Annotated in this window: 16 protein-coding genes; 10 read left to right on the top strand and 6 right to left on the bottom strand. The window is 64.3% G+C overall.

Annotated features, from left to right (window positions below; genetic code table 11):
- Positions 1-83: 83 nt before the first annotated feature.
- Positions 84-4,271 carry a translocation/assembly module TamB domain-containing protein gene (locus C7I56_RS01990; RefSeq protein WP_245409557.1) on the bottom strand — a complete coding sequence of 1,396 codons (4,188 nt, stop codon included), beginning with the start codon at positions 4,269-4,271 and terminating at the stop codon, positions 84-86.
- Positions 4,268-6,271 carry an autotransporter assembly complex protein TamA gene (locus C7I56_RS01985; protein WP_106638864.1) on the bottom strand — a complete coding sequence of 668 codons (2,004 nt, stop codon included), beginning with the start codon at positions 6,269-6,271 and terminating at the stop codon, positions 4,268-4,270. Before C7I56_RS01985 ends, C7I56_RS01990 begins: the two co-directional genes overlap by 4 nt.
- A 253-nt stretch (positions 6,272-6,524) precedes the next feature.
- On the opposite strand from C7I56_RS01985, the gene recN reads away from it, so the two are divergent.
- The 3 genes from recN to ligA are packed head-to-tail and all read left to right on the top strand — an operon-like array spanning position 6,525 to position 10,998.
- Positions 6,525-8,186: a DNA repair protein RecN gene (recN, locus tag C7I56_RS01980; protein WP_106638863.1), complete on the top strand. Its 1,662-nt coding sequence runs from the start codon at positions 6,525-6,527 to the stop codon at positions 8,184-8,186.
- On the top strand, positions 8,186-8,893 hold the full coding sequence (locus C7I56_RS01975; RefSeq protein WP_106638862.1) for a dienelactone hydrolase family protein: 708 nt from the start codon (positions 8,186-8,188) through the stop codon (positions 8,891-8,893). Before recN ends, C7I56_RS01975 begins: the two co-directional genes overlap by 1 nt.
- Entirely contained in the window at positions 8,890-10,998 is a 2,109-nt protein-coding gene (gene ligA / locus C7I56_RS01970; protein ID WP_106638861.1) for an NAD-dependent DNA ligase LigA, read from the top strand. Before C7I56_RS01975 ends, ligA begins: the two co-directional genes overlap by 4 nt.
- A 244-nt stretch (positions 10,999-11,242) precedes the next feature.
- Here ligA and C7I56_RS01965 read toward each other — a convergent pair whose 3' ends face one another.
- The 3 genes from C7I56_RS01965 to C7I56_RS01955 form a co-directional block, all read right to left on the bottom strand.
- Positions 11,243-12,163 (bottom strand): 50S ribosomal protein L11 methyltransferase, encoded by a 921-nt coding sequence (locus tag C7I56_RS01965; protein ID WP_106638860.1) that lies wholly within the window; start codon positions 12,161-12,163, stop codon positions 11,243-11,245.
- A gap of 81 nt (positions 12,164-12,244) precedes the next feature.
- Complete coding sequence (locus tag C7I56_RS01960; RefSeq protein ID WP_106638859.1) at positions 12,245-12,943, bottom strand: SDR family NAD(P)-dependent oxidoreductase; 699 nt, start codon at positions 12,941-12,943, stop codon at positions 12,245-12,247.
- A gap of 133 nt (positions 12,944-13,076) precedes the next feature.
- A complete protein-coding gene (locus C7I56_RS01955) occupies positions 13,077-14,372 on the bottom strand; it encodes a methyl-accepting chemotaxis protein (protein ID WP_106638858.1) in 1,296 nt (431 codons plus the stop codon).
- A gap of 267 nt (positions 14,373-14,639) precedes the next feature.
- Between C7I56_RS01955 and sdhC the strand changes: the two genes are divergently transcribed.
- The 4 genes from sdhC (at position 14,640) to C7I56_RS01935 (ending at position 18,961) form a co-directional block, all read left to right on the top strand.
- Positions 14,640-15,044 carry a succinate dehydrogenase, cytochrome b556 subunit gene (gene sdhC, locus C7I56_RS01950; protein WP_106638857.1) on the top strand — a complete coding sequence of 135 codons (405 nt, stop codon included), beginning with the start codon at positions 14,640-14,642 and terminating at the stop codon, positions 15,042-15,044.
- A complete protein-coding gene (sdhD, locus tag C7I56_RS01945) occupies positions 15,044-15,430 on the top strand; it encodes a succinate dehydrogenase, hydrophobic membrane anchor protein (RefSeq protein ID WP_106638856.1) in 387 nt (128 codons plus the stop codon). Before sdhC ends, sdhD begins: the two co-directional genes overlap by 1 nt.
- 1 nt (position 15,431) lies before the next feature.
- Entirely contained in the window at positions 15,432-17,219 is a 1,788-nt protein-coding gene (sdhA, locus tag C7I56_RS01940) for a succinate dehydrogenase flavoprotein subunit (protein ID WP_106638855.1), read from the top strand.
- Between the two features lie 155 nt (positions 17,220-17,374).
- Positions 17,375-18,961, top strand: a complete 1,587-nt coding sequence (locus C7I56_RS01935; protein ID WP_158702956.1) for an ArnT family glycosyltransferase — start codon at positions 17,375-17,377, stop codon at positions 18,959-18,961.
- On the opposite strand, the gene C7I56_RS01930 is transcribed toward C7I56_RS01935, so the two are convergent.
- On the bottom strand, positions 18,904-20,229 hold the full coding sequence (locus C7I56_RS01930; RefSeq protein ID WP_106638853.1) for a lipopolysaccharide biosynthesis protein: 1,326 nt from the start codon (positions 20,227-20,229) through the stop codon (positions 18,904-18,906). The two genes, C7I56_RS01935 and C7I56_RS01930, sit on opposite strands and share 58 nt — an antisense overlap.
- A 78-nt stretch (positions 20,230-20,307) precedes the next feature.
- Here C7I56_RS01930 and C7I56_RS01925 point away from each other — a divergent pair, with 78 nt between their 5' ends.
- The 3 genes from C7I56_RS01925 to C7I56_RS01915 are packed head-to-tail and all read left to right on the top strand — an operon-like array spanning position 20,308 to position 23,442.
- A complete protein-coding gene (locus C7I56_RS01925) occupies positions 20,308-21,426 on the top strand; it encodes a hypothetical protein (protein ID WP_106638852.1) in 1,119 nt (372 codons plus the stop codon).
- An 8-nt stretch (positions 21,427-21,434) separates the two neighbouring features.
- A complete protein-coding gene (locus C7I56_RS01920) occupies positions 21,435-22,598 on the top strand; it encodes a hypothetical protein (RefSeq protein ID WP_106639586.1) in 1,164 nt (387 codons plus the stop codon).
- 58 nt (positions 22,599-22,656) lie between these two features.
- Complete coding sequence (locus C7I56_RS01915) at positions 22,657-23,442, top strand: succinate dehydrogenase iron-sulfur subunit (RefSeq protein WP_106638851.1); 786 nt, start codon at positions 22,657-22,659, stop codon at positions 23,440-23,442.
- Positions 23,443-23,550 lie beyond the last annotated feature (108 nt).

The raw sequence follows: 23,550 nt of genomic DNA, 5'->3' as shown, positions 1-23,550 counted from the left end.
CCGCTTGTTTATATTCGGCTGCGTTTCAGGCTGGCATCGGCGAAGGCGATTGTCGAGTATGTTTCCGGAGCGGTTCGAGGCGATCAATAATCTTTCGACACGCGCACGCTGCCGCTGTGGCGCCCGATCGTCGAGACGCTGGACAAAAGCGAAAGCCAGCGGGTGATCTGATATTCGATGCGCGTCGCGGAATAACCGCGGCCGTCGGTCACGACCTCCACGTAGAAGCGACGGCCGAGATATTTTCCTGCGGCAATCGATGTTCCCTGCCCCGTGACGACGTCCGCGGGAAGGATGCGCAACCGGTCCAGCCCGACAGCGGATCGGACCGCGTTGATCGGATCGAGCCCGCCGCCGGGATTGTTGAGGGCCGCGACCGCTGATGCCAGCTGCAGAGCCTCAGGGGCGGACAGGTTGGTGATCGAAGTCCCGAAAAGCAGGCGACTCAAAAGTTCGTCCTGCGGCAAGGCTGGCGTGCTGGTGAAAGCGATTTCCGGGCGTAGTCCAGTGCCGGTTACGCGGATCGACGCATTCAATCCCTGCACGCCGCCTTCCGCGACAATGTCTAGTGTCGGATCGGGCGGACTGTTGCCCGTAAAGCGGATCGCGCCGCGTTCGAGGTCGAAGGTGCGCCCGGCAAAATCATAGCTGCCCCGGACAAGGTCGGCCCGGCCAGATACGGCGGGTGCGCTCACCGTGCCGCCAATCTTGAGGTCCGCGCTCCATTCGCTGGAGATGCCGAGCCCCGTCACTTGTAGCCCGCGCCGCGCCCGAAGATTGATGTCGTAGCGCCAGGGACTTGCGGGCGCGCTCGCCGCCCAATTTTCGCGTCCGTTCACTTCCTTGACGTTGAGGCGGGGCACCTGCTGAGCTGCCGTCGCGCGGCCAAGGCGGAAGAGGCCGCTGACGAGGTCGACATCGCCGGAAATGACGCCACCGTCGCCGTCGGACTGGATGCGGACCGGTCCCGTCACCCGCGCCTTCAAGTCGTCGCGATCGATGATCTGCGCGCGGGTCGTATCCATGGTGAGGTCGATACCAAGGCCGCGCGCCGATAGCAGGAAAGACCCTCGCCCGCTTACCCGGCCATCATTCTTCGTCGTGCCCGAAAAGCTGTCGAGCAGCAGGCGCGATCCGTCGAACCTCCCCGATGCCGCGAGGTTCTGGACAACTGTTCCGGTGATGGCGCTTTCAAGACGGGCCTGTTGCGCGCGGAGCGACCCCTGGATGACTGGATCGTTGAGCGTTCCTGTCACGTCGGCACCAATCGCGGCCGGGCCCGATAGGCTGAACAATTCCAGGCCGGTCAGTCCCCAGAGCGTGTCGACCGGGCCGTTATAACGGATTTGCGCGAAGAGCGGGGCTGCGTTGAGGCGGGCGAGGAGTGAGCCCCCTTCGGGGAGCGGCGAAAGCCGGGCCTGGGCGCGGCCGATCGTCTTACCCTCGCTTGCCGCAACGGCGCGGAGGGCTGCATTGCGGCCTTCAAGCTTGGCGGCGATGCCCATGTCGACGGGCCGCGAAGACAGTACGACGCCCGCGCGGGTCAGGCCCTTCACCCGCATGTTCATCGCACCGCTGGGCAGTGATCCGTCGGCGGGCACGTCGTAACGGATCGTTCCAGAGGCCAGCCCGCCAAGTTCGAGATCGGGGAAGAAGATGTCCAGCACGGCAAGCGGCATCGCGTCCACTCGCGCATCGAACTGGGTGCGGCTCGAGAGGAACAAGCCGGAGACGTCCGCCGACCCGCCCGCAAAGGACAAAGAGGTTGGCGATAGCCGCCAGCCATCGCTCTCACGGGTCAGGACGGCAGGGCTGGACAAGGCGATGGGCCGGCGGTCGATGCTGCCATTACCCGAAATCCGCAGGCGCCCCGGGGCCACATCGGCAACGGTCTGGAAGGAGAAAGCCCGGCCGCGCGTGCCCGTCACATTGGCCCGCACCTGCCCAGCGCCACCACGCAGGCTGGCGCTGGCGGAGAGGTTGGCGAGGGTGACCGCGCCCCGCCTTACACCGCGAGCATCGAGGGTGGCCTCGACCGAAGTTCCGGCGGGGTCGAGGAGGATGACGCCGTCCAGTTTCCCCCGCGCGATCGAGAGTGGAGGCGGTCCGGAGAAGGTGGCCTGATCGGCATTGAGATGGGCCTCGATCCGCTGGATATCCCCCTGGGGATTGAAGAGAAGAGCGCCGCGCATACCACCGCCGAAGATGTTGAGCTGACCGGTAAAACCGCCGGGATCGGAGCGAAGGGAGCCGGTGGCGGTGGTGCCGGAAACGCGGAGGGCCGCGACCTGGATAGTGGCGGGAGCGGCGGCGGGAAGGACGATCGCGCCTTCGGAGGTGAAGGGGCCGAGGAGGGAGCTGCCGGAGGCGTCGTAGGTGTAGCCTTCAGTGCCTGGCTGTAGGGTCAGCTGCATGCCCCTGACGTCCAATGCGGCGTTGGGGCGGTCGAAGTTCAACGTCAGGGCCGGGCGGCTGATATTGCCGTCCAAAACCATCGAAAACGGGCCATATTGGGCCTGATTTCCGCGTCCTTCGAAGCGAAAAGTGCCGTTTTTGCGACGATATCCATTGCCATTCACCGCAATTTGCGGCGCGCGGAGGCGTAAATTGCGGAAATGCAGCACGCCATCGGGCCCGCGAACGAGATTTGTTTCGATCTGCGGCAGGCCGCCCGCGAGCGACAGCAGGAATTTGTTGTCGAGCCGCCGCACCCAGGCCTTGCCGGTGCCGGTCACCACCGTGCCGCGGCCATTGGGGCCTGGCGCCACCTTCAGCTCGCTCGTCACATCGACGATGCCGAGGCCCGGAATGTAATAGCGCGTAATGCCGCCCGAGAGGACGACGTCGTAGCGCCCGGTGACGAGATCGACAAACAGGCTGACCTTGCCCTTGAGCTTATCCGAGGTGAGGCTGAGCCCCTCCCCGCTCAATTGCCGGGCGGTGACTTTGAGAAGGCCATCGACGCGGAGGTTGCCGAGGATTCCGCCCGCGACCGCGCCAACGCCGGTGACGCGGCGGGCGGTGAAGCGGACCGGCACGGTGACCGGCGGATCGCTCAATTGCCCCCTTCCTTCCGCACGCACATCTTCAAAGCCGGTCTGGTCGAAGGCGATGCGCGGCGCGGTGGCGCGATAGGCGAAGGCGGCGGCCTTGAACGGACCATTGAGTGTCAGAGCGAGGCGGACGCGGTTGCCGGTCATGTTCGGGAACAGAGCGGGAGGACGGAGCAGATCGGCGCCGATACGGACATTTTCAAAGGCGCTCGTCGCGAGATCGACGATGCCCGCCGTTTCGATCTTCAATGCGGCGGAGCGGAGAGAAAGACGCCCGTCGAGGCGGCGGTCGACAAAGGTGCCGCTGCCCTGCACCGCGATGCGCGGCGCGCTCAGCCGGGCAAGCTTGCCCTTGAGGAACTGCGCGGGCGCAAGTGCGCCGGTGAGGGAATAGGTGCCTTTTTCCGCTTTCAGCCGCAGGTCGGCGCTGGGCTGGCCGGACAGATTGAGACGCGCGCGGCCCGCCCATGCGGCCCAATTGCCGTCGCCTTCGATGGCGAGGCGGATGGGGCGCTTCGTCCCGACGATCGCGCCCGCCAGGCTGTTTTCCGGCGCGGCGAGCTGGACGTCGAGATCGAAGCGGTTCTTGTCCGGCTGCGCATCGAGCAGGACAGACAGGCGATCCCCGCCGTCGCGGATCATTGCGTCGATATCGATAAGGGCGCGGCCTTCGCGAATGTCTGCGCGGCCCTGGAAAATGCCGGAGCGCTCGACCCCCGTCACGCCCTTCGCGATGCGCACTTCCTCTACGCGGAGGCGGTCAATCCAGACATCGAAGCCGGGCAGGATCGGCCCCGGCTTTTCGGCGGGACGCAGCTTTGGCAGCCGTTCCAGCACGACGAGCCGCGACGTCGCGCTGTTGATGTGAAGACGGTTCGAGACCCAACCGATCGGCTCCCAATCGAGATTGATTTGCGGCGAGTGGGCGAAAAGCCCCTGCGGATCGTAGAGGCGCACATCGCGAAGGCGCGTTTCGCCCCAGATCGAGCCTTCGATCGCACCGATGCGGATACGCAGGCCCGAGCGCGGCGTCTGTTCGGCGATCTTCTGGACGATGAAGCGGTGGCCGCTTTCGGTGTCGAGATAATAAAGAAAGGATGCGAACGCGAGCAAAGCCGCGACGAACAGGCCAAAGGCGATTCGGCCAAGGCGGACAAGCGGGTGCGCCCCCTTGCGGCGCGGCTGGACCGGCTCCGCCATCGCCACCGTGTCGGTCAAAAGGCCTGCCCCAGCGACACGTAGACGGCGATGCGGCTATCGCCCTCGATCGGATTGAGCGGCGTGCCGACATCGACACGGATCGGACCGAAATTGGTATGATAGCGAACGCCGATCCCTGCCCCGAAACGGAGATCGGACACATCGGGAATTTCGGACGTGTAGATGTTCCCCGCGTCAATGAAGGGCACAAGGCTGAGGCTGTCGTCGAACAGCGGCGTGCGGACGCGCGCCTCCAATGAGAATTCCGCCAGGCTGCGACCGCCGATCGGATCGTCGAAGATCGGATCGCGGGGTCCGAGCGCCTGATAGCCATAGCCGCGCACCGACGCGCCGCCGCCCGCATAGAAACGGCGGGACGGCGCGATCCGGTCGCGGCTCGCGCCGACGATGGTGCCGAGCCGGGCGCGGCCCGCAATCACGACGCGGTCGTTAACGGGCTGATAGTAGCTGCCGTCGAGCTGGACGCGCGCATAGCCAAAGACGCTGCCCTGCAAGGATGCTTCCGGAGACAGGCGGCCCGAGAGGCGGAAACCGCGCGTCGGATCGAGCAGGTCGTTCGATCCGTCATAAGCGAGGCCCGTCGGCAGCGCCCCGATCAGGAAGGTGCGGCTGCGCCTTTGCCCGCTGTCGATATCGACGTCCTGTTCGTCCGACGCGAGCAATTCGGCGCCGTAGAACCAGGTCCATTTCTTTTGCCAGATGATGTTCGACTGGCGTTCGATATTGGCGGCTAGCGTGAAGGTGTGCGCTTCATAGGCTTCGCGCTCGACGTGTGTAGCGGCGACGAGGCCGTTCAGCACCTGATCGCGGCCAAGGAAATTGTTGCGGCGCAGGGCCGCGGAAATCGCCTGTTCGCGCGTGCCGAGCACGCCCCGGAAGGTGACGGCGCCTTCGGGCGGCAGGAGATTGCGGTGCTGCCAGCTCGCCTCGATCCGGAAGCCTTCGCCCGTGCCGTAGCCGATTTCGCCGGCGATGGTGCGCATCGGTGCGCGTTCCAGCGCGACGGCAATGTCGACGGCGCCCGTCGCTTCGTTCACCACCGGCCGCACCGTGGCGGCTGAAACAAGCCCCGACGCAACGAGGGCGCGGCGCAGATCGTCGAGGCGCGAGCGTTCGAACGGATCGCCTTCGCGGAAGCGGGCGATGCCGCCGATATGCACGGCGGAGAAAAGCGGATCGCCCTCCACGACGATGCGCCCGAAGCGCCGTTCGCCATTTGGCGTGACGGGCAGCGTCAGTGTCGCGGTCTGCGTATCGTGATCGACAATGATGTCGAGATCGCCAAGCTGAGCAAAGGCATAGCCTTGTTCACCGAGCGCAACCTGCAGGGCGGCAAGGCCCTGATTGACCGTGGCCGCGTTGACCGGATCGTTTTGCTTGACGCCAAAGGCGCGGCGAAGCCGCTCCTCATCAGCATCTTCGGCCGCATCGAGGCCGGGAAGGCTGACGTCGGCAAAGCGATAGAGCGGGCCGGGCTCGGCTTCGAGGATGACATTCACCTGACCAGCACCGTTCGCCGCGTCGGCGACGGGTTCGACAAAGGCATCATAATAGCCACGCGCGCGCAGGAGCTGCGTCAGGAGTTCGCTATCCTCCTCGGCGCGCCGGTCAATCTGCGCCGCGTTGGCCGGATCGCCGCGATTGGCCTCAAGGACCGACAATGCGTTGAATTCCTCGAGGAGGCCCGCGATGCCGGACAGGCCCCGGATCGCCACCGTATAGGAGCGTTCCGTCGCCGCGTCGGCAAGCGGGGTTTCGGGAAGATCGGGGATAGCGGCGTCGCCCGACGTTTCGAGGTCGGGCCAGTCGAGGCCCAGATCGGGCATCGGATCGAGCGGCGCCGAAGGATCGAGCGGCAGTTCGGGCAGGCCGGGATCCTGCGCCACGGCCTCTTGGGACGCAGACGCGTCCTGCGCCGCGAGGGGCGATGACCAGTGAATAAGGGCTGTCGCGGCGAGGAGGGCCGCTACCTGCCGCCCCGCAGCGACTTGCAACATGGGGGAAGGTTAACCCGAGATGCGAGGGGGCGCTAGGGCGATTGTGCTTCCTGGCGCTCCCCCTGCTCTTCTAGCCCCTCCCCCTTGATGGGGGAGGCTGGGTGGGGGTGATCTACGACGTAGGGCACTGCCTTTTCCGGAAGCATCACCCCCACCCCACCCTCCCCCATCAAGGGGGAGGGCTTATTCTTCATTGGGGGAGAGCCTACGCATTGGCATTTGAGGGCGCCGATGTTCTCGTTATACACCGGTCATGCTCACCGCCCTTTCCATTCGCGATGTCGTGCTGATCGAGACGCTGGACCTGGAATTCGGGCCGGGCCTTGGCGTGCTGACCGGGGAGACGGGGGCGGGGAAATCGATCCTGCTTGATTCGCTGGGGCTGGCGCTGGGTGCGCGGGCCGATAGCGGACTGGTGCGTAGCGGCCAGGCGCAGGCGGTGGTGAGCGTGAGTTTCGACATTGCCGACGACCATGCGGTGCGCGGCTTGCTCGATGAAGGCGGCATTCATGTGGAGCCGGGCGAGCCCGTCACCATCCGCCGCATCGTCAAGGCCGATGGCGGGAGCCGGGCGCTGGTCAACGATCAGGCAGTGTCGGTGGGCTTGCTCCGCGACCTTGGCGGGCTGCTCGTCGAAATCCACGGCCAGCATGACGATCGCGGGCTGCTGAATGCGCGCGGGCACCGGGCGCTGCTCGACATTTATGGCGGTATCGATGCGCGGACGGCGGAAAGCGCCTATCGGGGGTGGCGCGAGGCGGACGAGAAGCTTGCAGCGGCGCGGGCCGACCTCGACCATGCTGAGCGGGACCGCGAATATCTGGAACATGCCGTCGCCGAACTGACGGCGCTCGGGCCCCAGGTTGGCGAGGAGGAGGAATTGGCCTCCATGCGCGCCAATATGCAGAAAGGCGCGCGGCTGGCCGAGGATATTAGCGCGGCGGCGGCGTTGCTTGAGGGGTCCGAAGGCGGGCTTGCCCAGCTTCGGCAGGCGGCGCGGCGGCTCGACCGGATTGCCGAGGAACATGACAAATTGGCCGAGGCACTGGCGGCGATCGACCGGGCGGTGATCGAGGCTTCGGAGGCAGAGGATCGCTTGAACGAGGCGAGCGAGGCCTTGTCCTATGATCCGGCGCGGCTGGAAGAGGCCGAAGCGCGGCTGTTCGACCTTCGCGCCATGGCCCGCAAGCATCGCGTGGAGTGCGACGCCCTCCCCGCCCTCGCCGAAGAGATGGCGGCGAAACTGGGCGCGATCCAGGCGGGCGGCGAAGGGCTTGCGGCGCTGGAGCGGCAGGTGGCGGAGCAACGCGCGGCGTATGACGCGGCGGCGGCGGAATTAACGCGGTTGCGCATGGAAGCTGCGGCGCGGCTCGACGCGGCGGTGGCGGGCGAGCTTGCGCCGCTGAAGCTTGATGCGGCGAAATTCCGGACGGTGATCGAGCCGCTGACGGATGGGCAGTGGAGCGCGAAAGGCAAGGACCGCGTGGAGTTCGAGATTGCGACCAATCCCGGCGCGCCATTCGCGCCGCTCGCCAAGATTGCGTCGGGCGGCGAATTGTCGCGGTTCATTCTCGCGCTCAAAGTGGCGCTGGCCGAGCGTGGCGGCGTTGCGACGATGATTTTCGACGAGATCGACCGGGGCGTCGGCGGCGCGGTGGCGAGCGCGATCGGGGAGCGGCTCCACCGGCTTGCCGCTGGCGCGCAGGTGCTGGTGGTGACGCACAGCCCGCAGGTCGCGGCGCGCGGCGGGCAGCATTATTTTATCGAAAAGAGCCATGACGGGACGGTGACGCGGACTGGAGTTCAGGCTTTGGATGCGTCGCGACGTCGGGAGGAGATTGCGCGGATGCTGTCCGGTGCGGAAGTCACGGACGAAGCGCGGGCGCAGGCGAGCCGGTTGCTGGAGGCGGCGTGATGGATTTTCAGCCCTTTCAGATGACGCATCAGGGCGTGGTGCATGAGGGAAAAATTGCGTTTCCGGCTGGCGGCGGGCCGGTGCCGGTCGTGCTCATCTTTCCGACATTTTCGGGCGTCGATCAGCTCGCACATGAGGCGGCGGAGCGGCTTTGCGGTTGGGGTTATGGCGCGATCATTTGCGACGTTTATGGCGACGGCCGTACTGGGGAAACGCGTGAGGAAAGCACGGCGCTGATGCGGCCATTCATCGAGGATCGCGCGCGGCTTCGGGACGTCCTGCTCGCTTGGGCGGAGGCGGCGCGCGGGGCCGGGGGCGTGGATGCAAGCCGGATCGCAGCGATCGGCTTCTGTTTTGGCGGGCTGTGCGCGCTGGACCTGGCCCGGGCTGGCGCGGATGTGCGGGCGGTGGGAAGCTTCCACGGGCTGTTCACGCCGAGCGGGCTTGAGGACGGGCAGATCAAGGCGAAGATCGCCGTCTATCACGGCTGGGACGATCCGATGGCGACGCCCGAGCAGTTCGTGGCGCTCGGGCGCGAACTGACGGACGCGGGCGCGGATTGGCAGGCCCATGCCTATGGCGGGACGATGCACGGCTTTACGAGCCCGAGGGCGGCGGCGCCGGAACTTGGCGTCCTCTATAATGAAGTGGCCGCAGAGCGGGCATGGGGCTCGCTCAGGACGTTTCTGGCCGAGACTTTTGCGTGAGCGACTTGTTTGAGGAAGCTGAAGCCGCTGCCGAGTTAAAGCGGCTGGCGGAGGAAATCGCGCGGCACAACCGGCTCTATCACAGCGAGGATCAGCCCGAAATTTCGGACGCGGATTTCGATGCGCTGATCCGGCGCAATGCCGAGCTTGAGGCGAAATATCCGCATCTCGTGCGGGCTGACAGCCCCGCTGTCCAAGTTGGCGCGGCGCCGGCTGGGCACCTTGCCAAGGTGCCGCATGCGGCGCCGATGCTCAGCCTCGACAATGCCTTTTCGGATGAGGATGTCGCGGATTTCGTCGGGCGGGTGCGGCGGTTCCTGAACCTTGGCGAGGGCGCTGAAGTGGCGCTCACTGCGGAGCCGAAGATTGACGGGCTGTCCTGTTCCCTGCGCTACGAAAAAGGCGTGCTGGTGCTCGCCGCGACGCGGGGCGACGGGACGACGGGCGAGGATGTGACGCCCAATGCGCGGACCGTCGCCGATATTCCCGAGCGCTTGAGCGGTAAGGCGCCGGACGTGTTCGAGATACGCGGCGAAGTCTATATGGCGAAGGCTGACTTTGCGGCGCTGAACAAGCGGCAAGAGGCCGAAGGCGGCAAGATTTTCGCCAATCCGCGCAATGCGGCGGCGGGCTCGCTGCGGCAGAAGGATGCCGCGATCACCGCCGCGCGGCCCTTGCGGTTCCTGGCCCATGGTTGGGGCGAGGTTTCGGAGCTGCCCGGCGAAACGCAATGCGACATCATGCACGCCATCGCCGCCTGGGGACTTCCGGTTTCGGAGGATTTCCAGCGTTTCACGGACATGGATGCCCTCATCGCCCATTATCGCGCGATCGAGACGAAGCGGGCTGACCTGCCCTTCGATATCGACGGCGTAGTTTACAAGATCGACCGGCTCGACTGGCAGAAGAGACTCGGGCAGGTAGCACGAGCGCCGCGATGGGCGATCGCGCATAAATTTCCGGCCGAGCGGGCGCAGACGACGCTCAACGCTATCGACATCCAGGTCGGGCGGACGGGCAAGCTGACGCCGGTCGCGCGGCTGGAGGCGGTGACTGTGGGCGGGGTGACGGTGACCAACGCCACGCTTCATAATGCGGACGAGATCGGGCGGCTGGGCGTGCGGCCCGGCGACCGGATCGTCGTTCAGCGCGCGGGCGATGTCATTCCGCAGATCGTGGAGAATTTGACGGCGGGCGAGGACCGGCCGCCTTATGTGTTTCCCGACCATTGCCCGGAATGCGGATCCGAAGCGGTGCGTGAGGAGGGCGAGGTGGACGTGCGCTGCACGGGCGGCCTCATCTGTCCGGCGCAGCGCGTAGAGCGGCTGCGGCATTTCGTCAGCCGCCATGCGCTCGATATCGAGGGACTGGGCCTCGTCCATATCGAGGCCTTCTTCAAGGACGGGCTGCTGCAATCGCCCGCCGATATCTTCAAGCTGAAGAAGGGCGTGCTGCTCAGCCGCGAGCGGTGGGCGGAAGTTTCGGCGCAAAATCTGATCGACGCCATCGACGCAAAGAGGACGCCGCCCCTCGACCGCTTCCTTTTCGCGCTTGGCATTCGTCATGTCGGCGAGGTGACCGCCCGCGATCTCGCGCGGCGTTACCGGTCGTTGGAGGCGCTGCGCGAGATGGTCGCGCGGGCGCTCGCGGTTCGGGAAGAGATACAGCCGACGCCTGCCGAGCCTGAGCGCAAGTATGTGCAGCGCCGCGACAAGGCGGTTGTGGCGGTGATCGACACGCCGAACATTGGCCCGGAAGTCGCCAATGCGATCCTGGATTTCTTTGACGAGCCGCATAATCGCGAGGTGCTGGACGACATCCTCGCCTCGGGCGTCGCCGTGCAGGATGTGGTGCATGAGACGCGACAGTCTGAGGTGAGCGGCAAGACCGTGGTGTTCACCGGCAGCCTTGAAACCATGTCGCGCGATGAGGCCAAGGCGCAGGCGGAATCGCTTGGGGCGAAGGCTGCGGGGTCGGTGTCCGCGAAGACCGATCTGGTGGTTGCGGGGCCGGGCGCGGGGTCCAAACTCAAAAAGGCCGAGGAGCTTGGGATCAGGGTGATCAGCGAGGCGGATTGGGCGGCGATTGTGGCTGGGGCTTCTTGATAGGGTCGTTACTCCCGGCGGAAGTCGGAATATTGTGACGGGAGGGGTGCGTTTTCTTCCTGAGATCCCGGCTTTCGCCGGGATGACGGGGACAGGGCGGTTGGTGTGCTATCGTGAGTTGCTTGTCATGGAGCCGTCACCCCGGCGGAAGCCGGGGTCTTGTGACGAGAGGGGCGCCTTATTCTTCCTGAGATCCCGGCTTTCGCCGGGATGACGACGGGACAGATGGGGGGGCGGGCCGGGTCTATTGCCAGCCGAGCGCCTTTCGTTTGCGCATGGTGAGGATGGTCCAGTCGCCGCGGACGATGTCGAAGCTGCCCATCAGGCCTTGACGACGATAGGCGGCGGTGACGGCTTCGGCCTGGGTGTTGAGCAGGCCGGCGAGGATCAGGCGGCCGCCGGGTGCGAGGGCATCCGCCACCGACGGGGCAAGCTCGATTAGCGGGCCTGCAAGGATGTTGGCGATGATGAGGTCGTAGGGCGCGCGGGCGGCGAGGCGGGCGTGCTCCATGCCGGGCGCGACGATTAGCTCGACTTCGCCCTTGCCGGTGCCGACGGGAATGGAATTGATCCCGGCATTTTCGTCCGATACCTCGATTGAGACAGGGTCGATGTCGGACGCGGCGACCTTTGCATCCGGCCAGAGCTTCAGCGCGGCGAAGGCGAGAAGGCCGGTGCCGGTGCCGAGATCGAGGATGTTGTCGAAGCGGATCGCCTGTTCCTTCAGACGGTCCGCAGCCATGAGGCAGCCGGTCGTGGTTTCGTGCTGGCCGGTTCCAAAGGCGCGGCCCGCGTCGATTTCGAGCGCGATCGCGTCGGCGGGAACGTTGTCGCGGTGCGCGGGGGTGTGGACGAAGAAGCGGCCCGCGCGGATCGGCTCGAGGCCTTGTTGGCTCAGCGTCACCCAATCTTCTTCGGGGAGCTGCTCGACGACAGGATCCATGCCAGCCGAACTTGGCGCCAGAGTGCGGAACAGAGCGATGTCGTCCGCCGTGGGCTCCTCCTCAAAATAGCCGTCGAGGCGCCATTCGTCGGGCCTGGTTTCGTCGGGCTCGCTCGACATGATGACGGGCGGATTGTCGAGGGTCGCGAAGGGTGTTTCCTCGCGCTCGACGGCTTCGGCCTCCGCCTTGGTGCAGGGGAGTGTGATCTTCCAGCTACTCATTCTTGTGCTCCTGCGAAAGCAGGAGCCCAGCGACCCTGCCCTACGAACCTGGGCTCCTGCTTTCGCAGGAGCACAACGGAATTAACGGACATAGCTTGCGCCGTTGACGTCGATGACCGCGCCGGTGGCGGAGGGCGGCGCATCGAGGGCGAGCCAGCGGACGGTTTCGGCGACTTCCTCCGGCTGGGCGACGCGGCCGAGTGGGATGTCGGCGAGAAGCTTCGCCCCTCCCCGGCTTTCGAGATAATCGTCCGCCATGCCGGTCATGGTGAAGCCGGGGCAGACCGCGAAAGCGAGGATGTTTTCGCCCGCATAGCCGCGCGCGATCGATTTAGTCATGCCGATCATGCCCGCCTTGGACGCGGCATAATGCCAGTGCTGCGGGCTATCGCCGCGATAGGCGGCGCGGGAGGCGACATTGACGATGCGACCGTCGCCGCGTGTCCGGAAGTGGAGAACGGCGAGGCGGCAGAGTTCGGCCGATGCGGTGAGGTTGATGCGCATGGTCCGCTCCCAACCATCGAGCCAGGCGTCGTGCCCGACCTCGATCGGCGAAGCTTCGAATATGCCGGCATTGTTGATGAGCACGTCGATATGGCCGAGGCGATCGATCGCTTGGGTCCATAGGGCTTCAGCGGCGCCGGGCTGCGAGAGGTCGGCGGCGATCTGGTTGTCGCCGCCTTTGCTCGAATGGCCGACGGTTTTGTTGCCTGAGAGCGCGGAGAAGATGGCGGCGCCTATGCCCCGGCTGGTGCCGGTGACGAGGATGTTCTTGCTCATGCGGGGGCGATAGGGCGGGATAAGGTCCAGGAAAACCCCAATCCGTTCGGGCTGAGCCTGTCGAAGCCCTGCCTTACTCTCAAGAAGGGCAGGCCTTCGACAGGCTCAGGCTGAACGGTAGAGGGGAACGGCGTTAAGCCGCGAAGCTATTGACGAATTCGGCGGTCTTGGCGCGGAAGCGGCCGAGCTGGTCGTGGACGCGGATGAAGCCGTTTTCGACCTGGTCGATCTCGCTCGCGACATTTTCAGTGTCGGTGCGAATGGCGGCGATGGTCGAGGACATGGAATCGGCGGCAAGCGCGGTTTCGTCGACGGCGGCGGTGATCATCGTCACGGTTTGCGCCTGGATTTCCATCGCTTCGCGGATCCGGGTGGCCGACACTTGAACATCCTCGACCGTCTGCTTGATCGAGTCGTTGGCGTCGAGCGTCTGGCGGGTCGCCTGCTGGATGGCGGCGATCTTGCCGTGAATGTCATCGGTGGCGCGGGCAGTCTGATCGGCGAGCGACTTCACTTCCTGCGCGACGACGGCAAAGCCCCGGCCCGCATCGCCCGCGCGCGCGGCTTCAATGGTGGCGTTGAGGGCGAGGAGGTTGGTCTGGCCCGCAATGTCGCGAATGAGGCCGAGGATCGATTCGATGGCCGCGACGTGGGCGGAGAGCGCCTGGCTGACCTTCACAGCGTCCGTGGCCTGATTGCCCGCGCGGGTGGCGACGCCGGCGGCGACCTCCACTTCCGTCCGCGCGTCCTCGATAGCGCGGATGAGGCCGGCGGCGGTTTGCGCGGCTTCGCGCATGGCGACGGCGGATTGTTCGGCGGCGGCAGCGACTTCGCTCGTCTTGCCGAGCATGCCGCGCGCGGCCGTCGCGGTCGACGCGGTGCGTTCGCGCAGTGTGGAGGATTCGCCGGTCGCGGCGCTGACCATGTCGGCGACGAGCCGTTCGAAGCTTTCGCTCTGGCGGCCGCGCGCTTCGGCCGCGGCATTGGCTTCAAGAAGCGCGAGCTGGGCGAGAATCAGTTCATTTTCGTAGCAGGCAAGAAGCTGCATCGTCGTCATGGCCCGCGCCATGCGGGCGGGATCGCCGCCCAAATGATCGCGGATCGCGACCATCATCGCAGCCTGGATCGTCGCGCGGCGGCGGATGACTGCGGGCGCGGACCGGCCGCTCGAATAGATTTCGATGCCGAATTCCGCCACGTCCTGCAGCCACTTGGCGTCGAAGGGATTGACGAAGCGGGCGCGAATTTCTTCGGCGGCCCTGTCCCCCGCCTCCGCACGGACGACGTTGACCAGCACTTCGCCCGCGTCGGCCCACAAATCCTGTAGATCGCGTTCGAACCCGCCATCACCATTATAAGCGGCGAGGCGCGAGGAGATTTGCTGCGGCGTCAGCTTCTGAACCTGATTGTTCGAGGGAAAAGCGATCATCGGTACATCCACGGGGTTCGAGTGGCACGGGGTTCGAGTGGAGGCCGGAGATAAAGCGAAATGGTAAATAAAGTTTTCGCTGACCGCCGATATCGTCATCGCGAGGAGCGGAGCGACGTGGCGATCCAGTGGGCCGCTGGCTCCGTGCCGCTGGATTGCTTCGCTTCGCTCGCAATGACGAGAGGGCGGGCGGGTGTCAGGACCGCTTGCAACATTGGCCTTTTGTCCTAAAAGCGCCCCAAACTTTAAGCTGGAGCCGACGCGCCCATGAGCCGCAACACATCGCGACCCTTATCGCCGCACCTCACCATCTGGAAATGGGGCCCGCACATGCTGGTCTCGATCCTCCACCGCGTGACCGGATCGGGCCTGTCGGTGGTCGGCGGCATCGCGCTTGCCTGGTGGCTGGTCGCGGCGGCGTCCGGCGAAGAGGCTTATGGGAAGTTCACCGGCTTCCTGACCGAAGGCTGGGGCATGTGGGCGGGCCTTGTGGTCGGTATCGGCCTTACTTGGGCGCTCTTCCAGCACACTTTTTCGGGCCTTCGCCACCTCGCCATGGACATTGGCGCGGGCTTTGAGCTTCAGACCAACAAATTCTGGGCGCAGATGACGATCGTCGGCTCCGTGCTCGCGACCGCATTGCTGTGGTTCTACATCCTGGAGGTGAAGTGATGCGCAGCAAGACTGCTCTCGGGCATGTGCGCGGCCTCGGCTCCGCGCGGACCGGCGCCCATCATTGGTGGCTGGAGCGGCTGACTTCGGTCTCGACGCTCGTCCTCTTCGTCTGGTTCTTCGTGTCGATCCTGCGTTTGCCGGACATGGGCTACGAGACGGTGACGACGTGGCTGCGTTCGCCGCTCAACGCGGTGCCGATGCTGCTCTTCATCCTGTCGACCTTCTGGCACATCAAATTGGGCATGCAGGTCGTCTGGGAAGATTATGTGCATGAATCGACCAAGGTGTTCGCGATCACCCTCACCAATTTCCTGGTGATCGGCGTCGGCGCGCTCGCTTTCTTCTCCGTTCTCAAGATCGCCTTTGGCGCAGAGGCTCAATAAAATGGCTGACGCTTACAAGATCATCGACCATGTTTACGACGTCGTCGTCGTGGGTGCGGGCGGCTCCGGCCTTCGCGCGACGATGGGCGCGGCTGAGAAGGGTCTCAAGACTGCCTGTGTCACCAAGGTCTTCCCGACCCGCTCGCATACCGTGGCGGCGCAGGGCGGCATTGCGGCGAGCCTTGGCAATATGGGTCCGGATCATTGGACCTGGCACATGTACGATACGGTGAAGGGCTCCGACTGGCTCGGCGACCAGGACGCGATCGAATATCTGTGCCGCGAGGCGCCTGCCGCCGTCTACGAACTCGAACATTATGGCGTGCCGTTCAGCCGCACCAACGAAGGCAAGATCTACCAGCGCGCCTTTGGCGGCATGACGCAGAATATGGGCGAAGGCCCGGCCGCGCAGCGCACCTGCGCCGCCGCCGACCGCACCGGCCACGCCATGCTCCACGCGCTCTACCAGCAGTCGCTGAAATATGACGCGGACTTCTTCATCGAATATTTCGCCATCGACCTGATCATGGAAGATGGCGAGTGCCGCGGACTTATCGCGATCTGCATGGAAGACGGCACGATCCATCGCTTCCGTAGCCAGGCGGTGGTGCTGGCGACGGGCGGCTATGGCCGTTGCTATTTCTCCGCAACCTCGGCCCATACCTGCACCGGCGACGGCGGCGGCATGGTGCTGCGCGCTGGCCTGCCGCTTCAGGACATGGAGTTCGTCCAGTTCCACCCGACCGGCATTTACGGCGCAGGCGTGCTCATCACCGAAGGCGCGCGCGGCGAAGGCGGATACCTGACCAATTCGGAAGGCGAGCGCTTCATGGAGCGTTATGCGCCGTCCGCGAAGGACTTGGCGTCCCGCGACGTCGTATCGCGCTCCATGGCGATGGAAATCCGCGAAGGACGCGGCGTGGGTAAGGAGAAGGACCATATCTACCTTCACCTCGACCATATCGATTCCAAGATCCTCGCCGAGCGTCTTCCCGGCATCACCGAAACCGGCAAGATCTTCGCGGGCGTGGACCTGACCCGCCAGCCGCTCCCCGTCGTGCCGACCGTCCACTATAATATGGGCGGCATCCCGACCAATTATCATGGCGAAGTCGTGACCCTGAAGGACGGCAATCCGGACGCGGTCGTCCCTGGCCTGTTCGCGGTCGGCGAAGCGGCCTGCGTGTCGGTGCACGGTGCCAACCGTCTCGGCTCCAACTCGCTGATCGATCTCGTGGTGTTCGGCCGCGCGACCGGGATCCGCCTCGGCGAAATTCTGGAACCCAATGCAGCGGCACGGCCGCTGCCCAAAGGGTCGGAGGAAATGGCGCTCAGCCGCATCGACGCGCGGCGTTATGCCAAGGGCGGCAGCCCGACCGCCGACATCCGCGCGCAGATGCAGAAGACGATGCAGGCCGATTGCGCCGTCTTCCGCACCGAAAAGACGCTGGACGAAGGCAAGACGAAGATCGACGCCGTCTACAAGCGCATGGACGACGTGCAGGTCACCGACCGCAGCCTCATCTGGAATACAGATCTTATCGAGACGCTGGAGCTCGACAACATGCTCCCGCAGGCGGTCGTCACCATGCACAGCGCCGCCAACCGCAAGGAAAGCCGCGGCGCCCACATGCACGAAGACTATCCGAACCGCGACGACGCGAACTGGATGAAGCACACGATTTCGTGGTTCGATCAGGGCAAGGTGAACATCGATTATCGCCCGGTCCACGAATATACGCTGACCGACGAAATCGGCTACATCAAGCCCAAAGCCCGGGTTTACTAATTACCTTTTCTCTTACAGGGCGCGTCACTCGCTGGCGCGCCCTTAGGCTTTGCCGATGGCGAGCCTGCTAGAGATGGATCGTCCAGGCGTTTCACTTTACTCGTAATATATTCCCGTTAAGTCGTTGCCCGGGGCTCCTTTCAGGGGTGGGGACATTGATTCTAACGCGCATCAACCGAGCCGCCTCGTTGCGGCCCGCACCCTTTCTGGCCGTGGCGTTCCTCGCGCTGGCGGCGATCTTCGCGACATTGTCGCTGATCGCGCCGCTAAACCATGACGAGAGCCAGTATTTTGCAGCTGCGGAATTGGTCGCCGCCGGCTATGGTCCATTTCAGGACTTCGTCTACCTGCAAACGCCGCTCCAGCCGCTGCTGCTGGCGCCGCTCGCGGCGCTTTCCGCTTCATACAGCCTGATTACGTTGCGGCTGACGCAGGCATTGGCCGGTATCGCCACGCTGTTGCTCGTCTACCTTGCCCAGCGCCGTATGGGCGTGGGGCGCAAGATCGCTTTGATCGGCGCCGTCCTGCTCGCATTGTGCCAGGCCTTTCAGTTCGGAACCACGGTCGTCCGCAATGACGCCTTCCCGCCCCTCTTCGCTTGTATCGGCACCTATCTTTCCATCGCGGCCTTGTCCGGCTCGTCCCAAATTCATTCGCGTTGGCTTTGGGCAGGCGCCGGACTTGGCTTCGGCACCGCGATCGCAACCAAGATTTCCTACGCTTTGCCCGGTGCCGCTATCGGATTGTTCCTGATCGGGACCTACATGAGAGACCGTCGCTGGACGTCCGCGCAAAACGCAATCTTTTGCGCGGGCGGCGCGGTCGCGGCACTCCTCCCCGTGCTTTTTTTGCGCTCCCTGACGCCCGAAGCCTTCGATTACGGCGTCTTTCACTATGCCAGCCACGCACCCTTCGACTGGTATGGAGGGAACGGCCTCGGTGAACGTCTCACCTTGGTAGCCAAGGTGCGTGACACAGCGGCCCTGTTGCTCGAAGGCCCAGCCTGGGCGGCACTTGCTGCACTTGTTCTCTCGCTTTTCCTGATCCGCGACCGGCGGTCTGAGGTGGTGCTCCTCGACCTGCTGATCTTCGCCGGATTGGTTGCAGCGATCCTACCAACGCCCACGTGGGAGCAATATCTCATCCCGATGCTGCCGCCCCTATTCATCCGGTTGGGCATTCTGCTCACGAACTTAAAAAACTGGCCGTCCCCGCTTCGCATCGTAATGACCCTATCGTTGATCCTCGGTGCCGGAATTGGGATTGTTCAGCCGGTTAAGTGGACGATCCGCGCCGCAACGGGCGAAGCCAATGCCCTGACCGCGACGGACGAAGCCCAATGGATTGGTGCACGCTTACAGGCAGCAGGCGCACAAGGCCCCATTGCCAGCCTTTCGCCGCACGTAACGCTGGACAGCAATTTCCCGGTCGACCGCCGCTTCGCCGCCGGGCCCTTCTTTTATCGGACGGGCGACATCATCGCTTCGCATGAGCAGCGGGAAATGGATGCCATTTCACCCGCCACTCTCACCGCCTTTCTTGATGCGCAGCCCCCGGCGGCCATCGTCACCGGCTATGAGACCCGGCATCGCCGATTCCGGATCGATCTCGACGCGCCGCTTCGCGCTTATGCATTGGCCCGTGGGTATAGAAGGGAGGAGAGCCCGTTCGGCGCGGCGGAACTCTATATCGCCCCGCGATCTCCCACGGCGCGCATGGCGCGAAACGCCGCCCAACCATAAAGGATCAGGCTCGCGGCAGCAGCGGCAAGAGTGGCGATACCCGCGCCGGTTGCACCCAGTCTCGGGAGGAGCAAAGCCAGCAGAGCCGCGAGAACCAGCGTCGCAACGAACTGGAGCCGCAGAGCAAGTCCGGCCCGACCCGTGGCGACAAGTGCAGGCTCGAAGCTCGTTCCGCCAAGTCCGAGAGCTGCCGCCGTACCGAGTAACATAAGAAGCGGATAAGCCTCCGCATAACCAGGCCCCGCGATCAGGCCAAGCGCCGGTCGGCCGATCGTGATGAGGAGCAGGATGATCGTGACCGCGCCGATTGCGGTAAGACGGACCGAACTTCTGAACAGCTTCGAGAGATTGGCTTTCATATCGCCGAAATGAACGCGGGTGAGCTCCGCATAAACGGATCGGGAAAGCATTTCGGAAATGCGGGCTAGAGCCTGACCCAATTGATGGGCAAGGCGATAATTGCCTGCGGCGACCGGCCCGGCGACAAGGCCTACAATCAGAGTCGTCAGCTGCTTGGTCGCGCCGTTCAAGGTCGTGCTCGCATTGGTGATCCAGAGAAAGGACATGATCCCCGGATTTTCGACGGCTGCCTGACGGAGCCCGCGCCAGCGAAACAGACTCATCGCCCCTTTCGAAACGCGTGCCGCCGACCACCAATAGACGGCGGCTGTCGCCACCTCGGAAGCAGCCCAAGCGGTTAAGAAGCCTGTCACCGTCGGCATGAAGGCGACGGCCAGGATCGCGCCAACAAACCGCACAATCGCGGTCGTGGAATCGGCAACGGCGCCCACCCCAAAGCGATCGTGAAGCCGAAGAACCCCGACCGCCGTCGACCGCGCGCTGAGGAGTATGACGATTGCGAAAAGCAACGCCTCCCGGCGCACTGCGGCATCCCAGCCGAAATAATCGCTGAAATATGCAGTTCCGGCGAGCGCGATAAGGCACCCGGCAATCGCGCCGCCATAATCCAGGGCAAGGGTCAGGGTAATCACATTGGCGAGCTTACCGCTCTCCCCAGCCTGGAAATGCGGCATTCCGAACCGCACGACTCCCTGCCAGGTTTGGAAGCTCACGAAGGATGAAATGGCCTGAGCGATACCGATGATGAGCACGAACTGGCCGAAAGCGGCGGGGCCCAAAGTGCGCGTGGCGAGGCCGAGATAGACGAGGCTCAGCACCGCCCCGACGCCCTTCCCCGCAAGCAGCCAGCCCGCATTTTCGAGGACACGCGCGATCGTGCCGTTGCGCGCTTCGCCTTTCGCGCGCATCCGCCCAACCCATTGGCGCCACTTCCCGACGATCAAAATTCGTTTCCTACCCGATCCGGCGCAGCTAGGAAGGCGCCGATGAAGATTGCCTTCCTCTATATCGCCGAAGCCTATCAATGCTACCACGGTGCGGCGATCGCCCTTGAACTGGCCAAGCGGGGCGCTGAGATCGTCAATTTCTATAACGACCCCGATACGCCCTATCATCTTGAGCGCATTCACCGCGCCTATGACGCACCGGCGATTCCGGTCGAACGGCTGGCCCGCTCTCCACTGACGCGGGGCCTCCAAGCCATCAAGCCACTCGGCATGCAAAAGGATCTGGTCTTGTGGGACAATCGCAAGGCCTTGTCCCGGTTCGACATGATCTTCGCCGTCGAAAATTCCATCGCCAGCCTGCGCAAGATGGGAGTGACTAGGCCAAAACTCGTCTATGCAAGCCATGGATCGGGTGATCGCGCGCGCGGCTTCATTCCAAGGATTGCAGCCTTTGACCTTGTTCTGCTCTCCGGCCGCAAGACCGAAAAGCGGATGCTGGAAGGCGGATTGATCCGGCCCGGCCACTACGCCCTTCCAGGATATACGAAGCTTGAAACGGCGGCCCGTATCTACAAGGCGGAGGGACGGTTATTCCCCAACCCGCGTCCCACGGTGCTTTACAATCCGCACAAGGCGCCGGAGCTTCAATCGTGGAGCCGGTTCATCGAGCCGATGCTCCGGCAATTTGCCGAACAGGACCGGTTCAATCTGATCGTCGCGCCGCATGTGAAGATGTTCCGGCGGCGATCCGCAACACTTCGGCGGTCTTGGGAAAGCCGCAGCACGGACACTATCCTGATCGATCTCGGCTCCGATCGATCGGTGGATATGACCTATACCGAAGCGGCGGATATTTATGTCGGCGATATTTCAAGCCAGGTTTATGAATTCCTCGCCCGCCCGCGTCCCTGCATATTCCTGAATGCGCACGGCATCGATTGGCAGAACGACCCGAGCTTTCTCCACTGGCGTTTCGGCGAAGTCGTGGACCGCCCGGAAGACCTGATGCCCGCGATCGAGCGGGCGCGCGAGCGGCACCCTTTTTATGCCGCATTCCAAGCGCAGATGGCGACGGAGACGCTCGGCGATCTTCGTCCGGGCATCGCTGGCCGCGCGGCTGACGCGGTCATCCAATTCTGGAGAGACGGGCGGGTTTGACCGGCAAGATGAAGATCGGCTTCCTCTACAATCACGACGCCATACACCAGATCGCGCATACCGCGCCGATCGTGGCGGCGTTGCGGGCGGCGGCGCCGGAGGTTTCGATTTCGATCCTGACCTCGACCCGGTCGCAAGAGGCGCGGGTGCGGCTGCTGCTGCCGCCCGACATCATGGCTTCGGTGGAGATGGTGCGGTTGAAGCCCGGCTTCCTTCAGGCTTCGTTCGGCTGGATCGCCAATGCGGTGGCGCCATTCCGGCGGCTAGCGGTGCTCAAGAACAACCTCGATCTTCTGGCCAGTTTTGACGCGCTTGTCGTGCCCGAGACCACCAGCGCGTTTTTGAAGACGCGGTTCGGCATCACCGGCCCCAAGCTCATCTATCTGCCGCACGGCGCTGGCGACCGGTCCGTGGGCTTCCTGGAGGTGACGAAGGCGTTCGACCTTGTCCTTCTGTCTGGCAGGAAGGTGCGGGACCGGATGCTGGCGGCGGGAATCATACGACCGGGCGGTCACGCCATCGTCGGCTATCCCAAGTTCGACACGATCGATCTCGGCGCCCGGCCCCGCTTGTTTGCCGACAGCAAACCGGTTGTTCTCTACAATCCACATTTCGACCCGAAATTGTCGTCCTGGTACGATATGGGCAGGAAGGTATTGGACTGGTTCGCCGAGCAGGATCGGTACAATCTGGTCTTTGCGCCGCACGTTATGCTGTTCCGGCGGCGGATCCATGGATCGGTCGAACATGCGCGCATCCGGATGACGGGCGGCATTCCGGAAACTTATCGCCGTTATCCCAACATCATCATCGATACCGAGAGCCAGCGCAGCGTCGACATGACCTATACGCTCGGCGCGGACATCTACCTTGGCGACGTATCGAGCCAGATTTACGAGTGGATCGCGCGGCCTCGCCCGGCTATCTTCCTCAACGCTCACGGCGCGCGGTGGCAGGGCAATCCCAATTACGCCCATTGGCGGCTTGGCCAGGTAATCCAGAGTATCGAGGCGCTGCCCCAAGCCCTGGCGCGGGTCGAGCAAGATCCTGCGGACTATGAGACGGTGCAGCGCGCGGCGTTCGAGGAAACCTTCTCCCTGACCGGGGAGCGATCCGCCGATCGGGCGGCGCGGGCGATCCTCGATTTCCTGGCGTCCGCCCCCCAAGCGTAAAAGAGCCTTTCCCCTTGGCCCCGCTTTGGCTATCGAGCGCCCAAGCAAAGGATCGACCATGGCTGAATTCACGCTTCCCAAGAACAGCAAATTGAGCGGCAAGGGCAAGACGCACGAGGCGCCAGCCGACGCGACGCGCGTGAAGACGTTCAAGGTCTATCGCTACGATCCCGATAGCGGCGAAAATCCGCGCTACGACACGTTCGAGGTCGATCTCGACAGCTGCGGGCCGATGGTGCTCGACGCGCTGATCAAGATGAAGAGCGAGCAGGATCCGTCCCTCACCTTCCGCCGGTCCTGCCGCGAAGGGATTTGCGGATCCTGTTCGATGAACATGGACGGCAAGAACGGCCTCGCCTGCACCACGGCGATCGAGGATATCAAGGGCGATGTCCGCATCACCCCGCTGCCGCACATGGATGTGGTGAAGGATCTGGTGCCGGACTTCACGCACTTCTACGCCCAATATGCCTCGATCGAGCCGTGGCTGAAGACCAAGACGCCGACGCCGTCGGGCAAGGAACGGCTGCAGTCGCCGGAAGACCGGGCGGCGCTGGACGGGCTTTACGAGTGCATCCTGTGCGCCTGCTGTTCGACATCATGCCCGAGCTATTGGTGGAATTCGGACCGTTTCCTGGGGCCGGCTATCCTGCTCCAGGCCTATCGCTGGCTGGCCGACAGCCGTGACGAATATACGGGCGAGCGGCTGGACGAACTGGAAGATCCGTTCCGCCTCTATCGCTGCCACACGATCATGAACTGCGCGAACGTGTGCCCGAAGGGTTTGAACCCGGCCAAGGCTATTGCCGAAACCAAGAAGCTGCTGGTCGAACGGGCGCTTTAAGCATTGATGAACACCGTTCGCTTCGAGCGAAGTCGAGAAGCGCTGATCCGACATCCTGGAGCACGTCTCTCGACTACGCTCGAGACGAACGGGATGGGGGCACTGGGT

Origin of the sequence: Allosphingosinicella vermicomposti, from assembly GCF_003012815.1 — a bacterium.
Lineage (GTDB): Bacteria > Pseudomonadota > Alphaproteobacteria > Sphingomonadales > Sphingomonadaceae > Allosphingosinicella > Allosphingosinicella vermicomposti.
Note: the sequence above shows the minus strand (reverse complement) of the source record. Positions and strands in the feature narration are given on the sequence as shown.

Bases quoted from the DNA above. Each gene is read 5' to 3' on its own strand.
- C7I56_RS01975 (WP_106638862.1), top strand. From the start codon at position 8,186: ATGGATTTTCAGCCCTTTCAGATGACGCATCAGGGCGTGGTGCATGAG.
- recN (WP_106638863.1), top strand. From the start codon at position 6,525: ATGCTCACCGCCCTTTCCATTCGCGATGTCGTGCTGATCGAGACGCTG.
- C7I56_RS01965 (WP_106638860.1), bottom strand. From the start codon at position 12,163: ATGAGTAGCTGGAAGATCACACTCCCCTGCACCAAGGCGGAGGCCGAA.
- C7I56_RS01930 (WP_106638853.1), bottom strand. From the start codon at position 20,229: ATGCGCGCGAAAGGCGAAGCGCGCAACGGCACGATCGCGCGTGTCCTC.
- C7I56_RS01925 (WP_106638852.1), top strand. From the start codon at position 20,308: ATGAAGATTGCCTTCCTCTATATCGCCGAAGCCTATCAATGCTACCAC.
- C7I56_RS01985 (WP_106638864.1), bottom strand. From the start codon at position 6,271: ATGTTGCAAGTCGCTGCGGGGCGGCAGGTAGCGGCCCTCCTCGCCGCG.
- sdhD (WP_106638856.1), top strand. From the start codon at position 15,044: ATGCGCAGCAAGACTGCTCTCGGGCATGTGCGCGGCCTCGGCTCCGCG.
- C7I56_RS01920 (WP_106639586.1), top strand. From the start codon at position 21,435: ATGAAGATCGGCTTCCTCTACAATCACGACGCCATACACCAGATCGCG.
- sdhA (WP_106638855.1), top strand. From the start codon at position 15,432: ATGGCTGACGCTTACAAGATCATCGACCATGTTTACGACGTCGTCGTC.
- C7I56_RS01915 (WP_106638851.1), top strand. From the start codon at position 22,657: ATGGCTGAATTCACGCTTCCCAAGAACAGCAAATTGAGCGGCAAGGGC.
- C7I56_RS01960 (WP_106638859.1), bottom strand. From the start codon at position 12,943: ATGAGCAAGAACATCCTCGTCACCGGCACCAGCCGGGGCATAGGCGCC.
- sdhC (WP_106638857.1), top strand. From the start codon at position 14,640: ATGAGCCGCAACACATCGCGACCCTTATCGCCGCACCTCACCATCTGG.
- C7I56_RS01955 (WP_106638858.1), bottom strand. From the start codon at position 14,372: ATGATCGCTTTTCCCTCGAACAATCAGGTTCAGAAGCTGACGCCGCAG.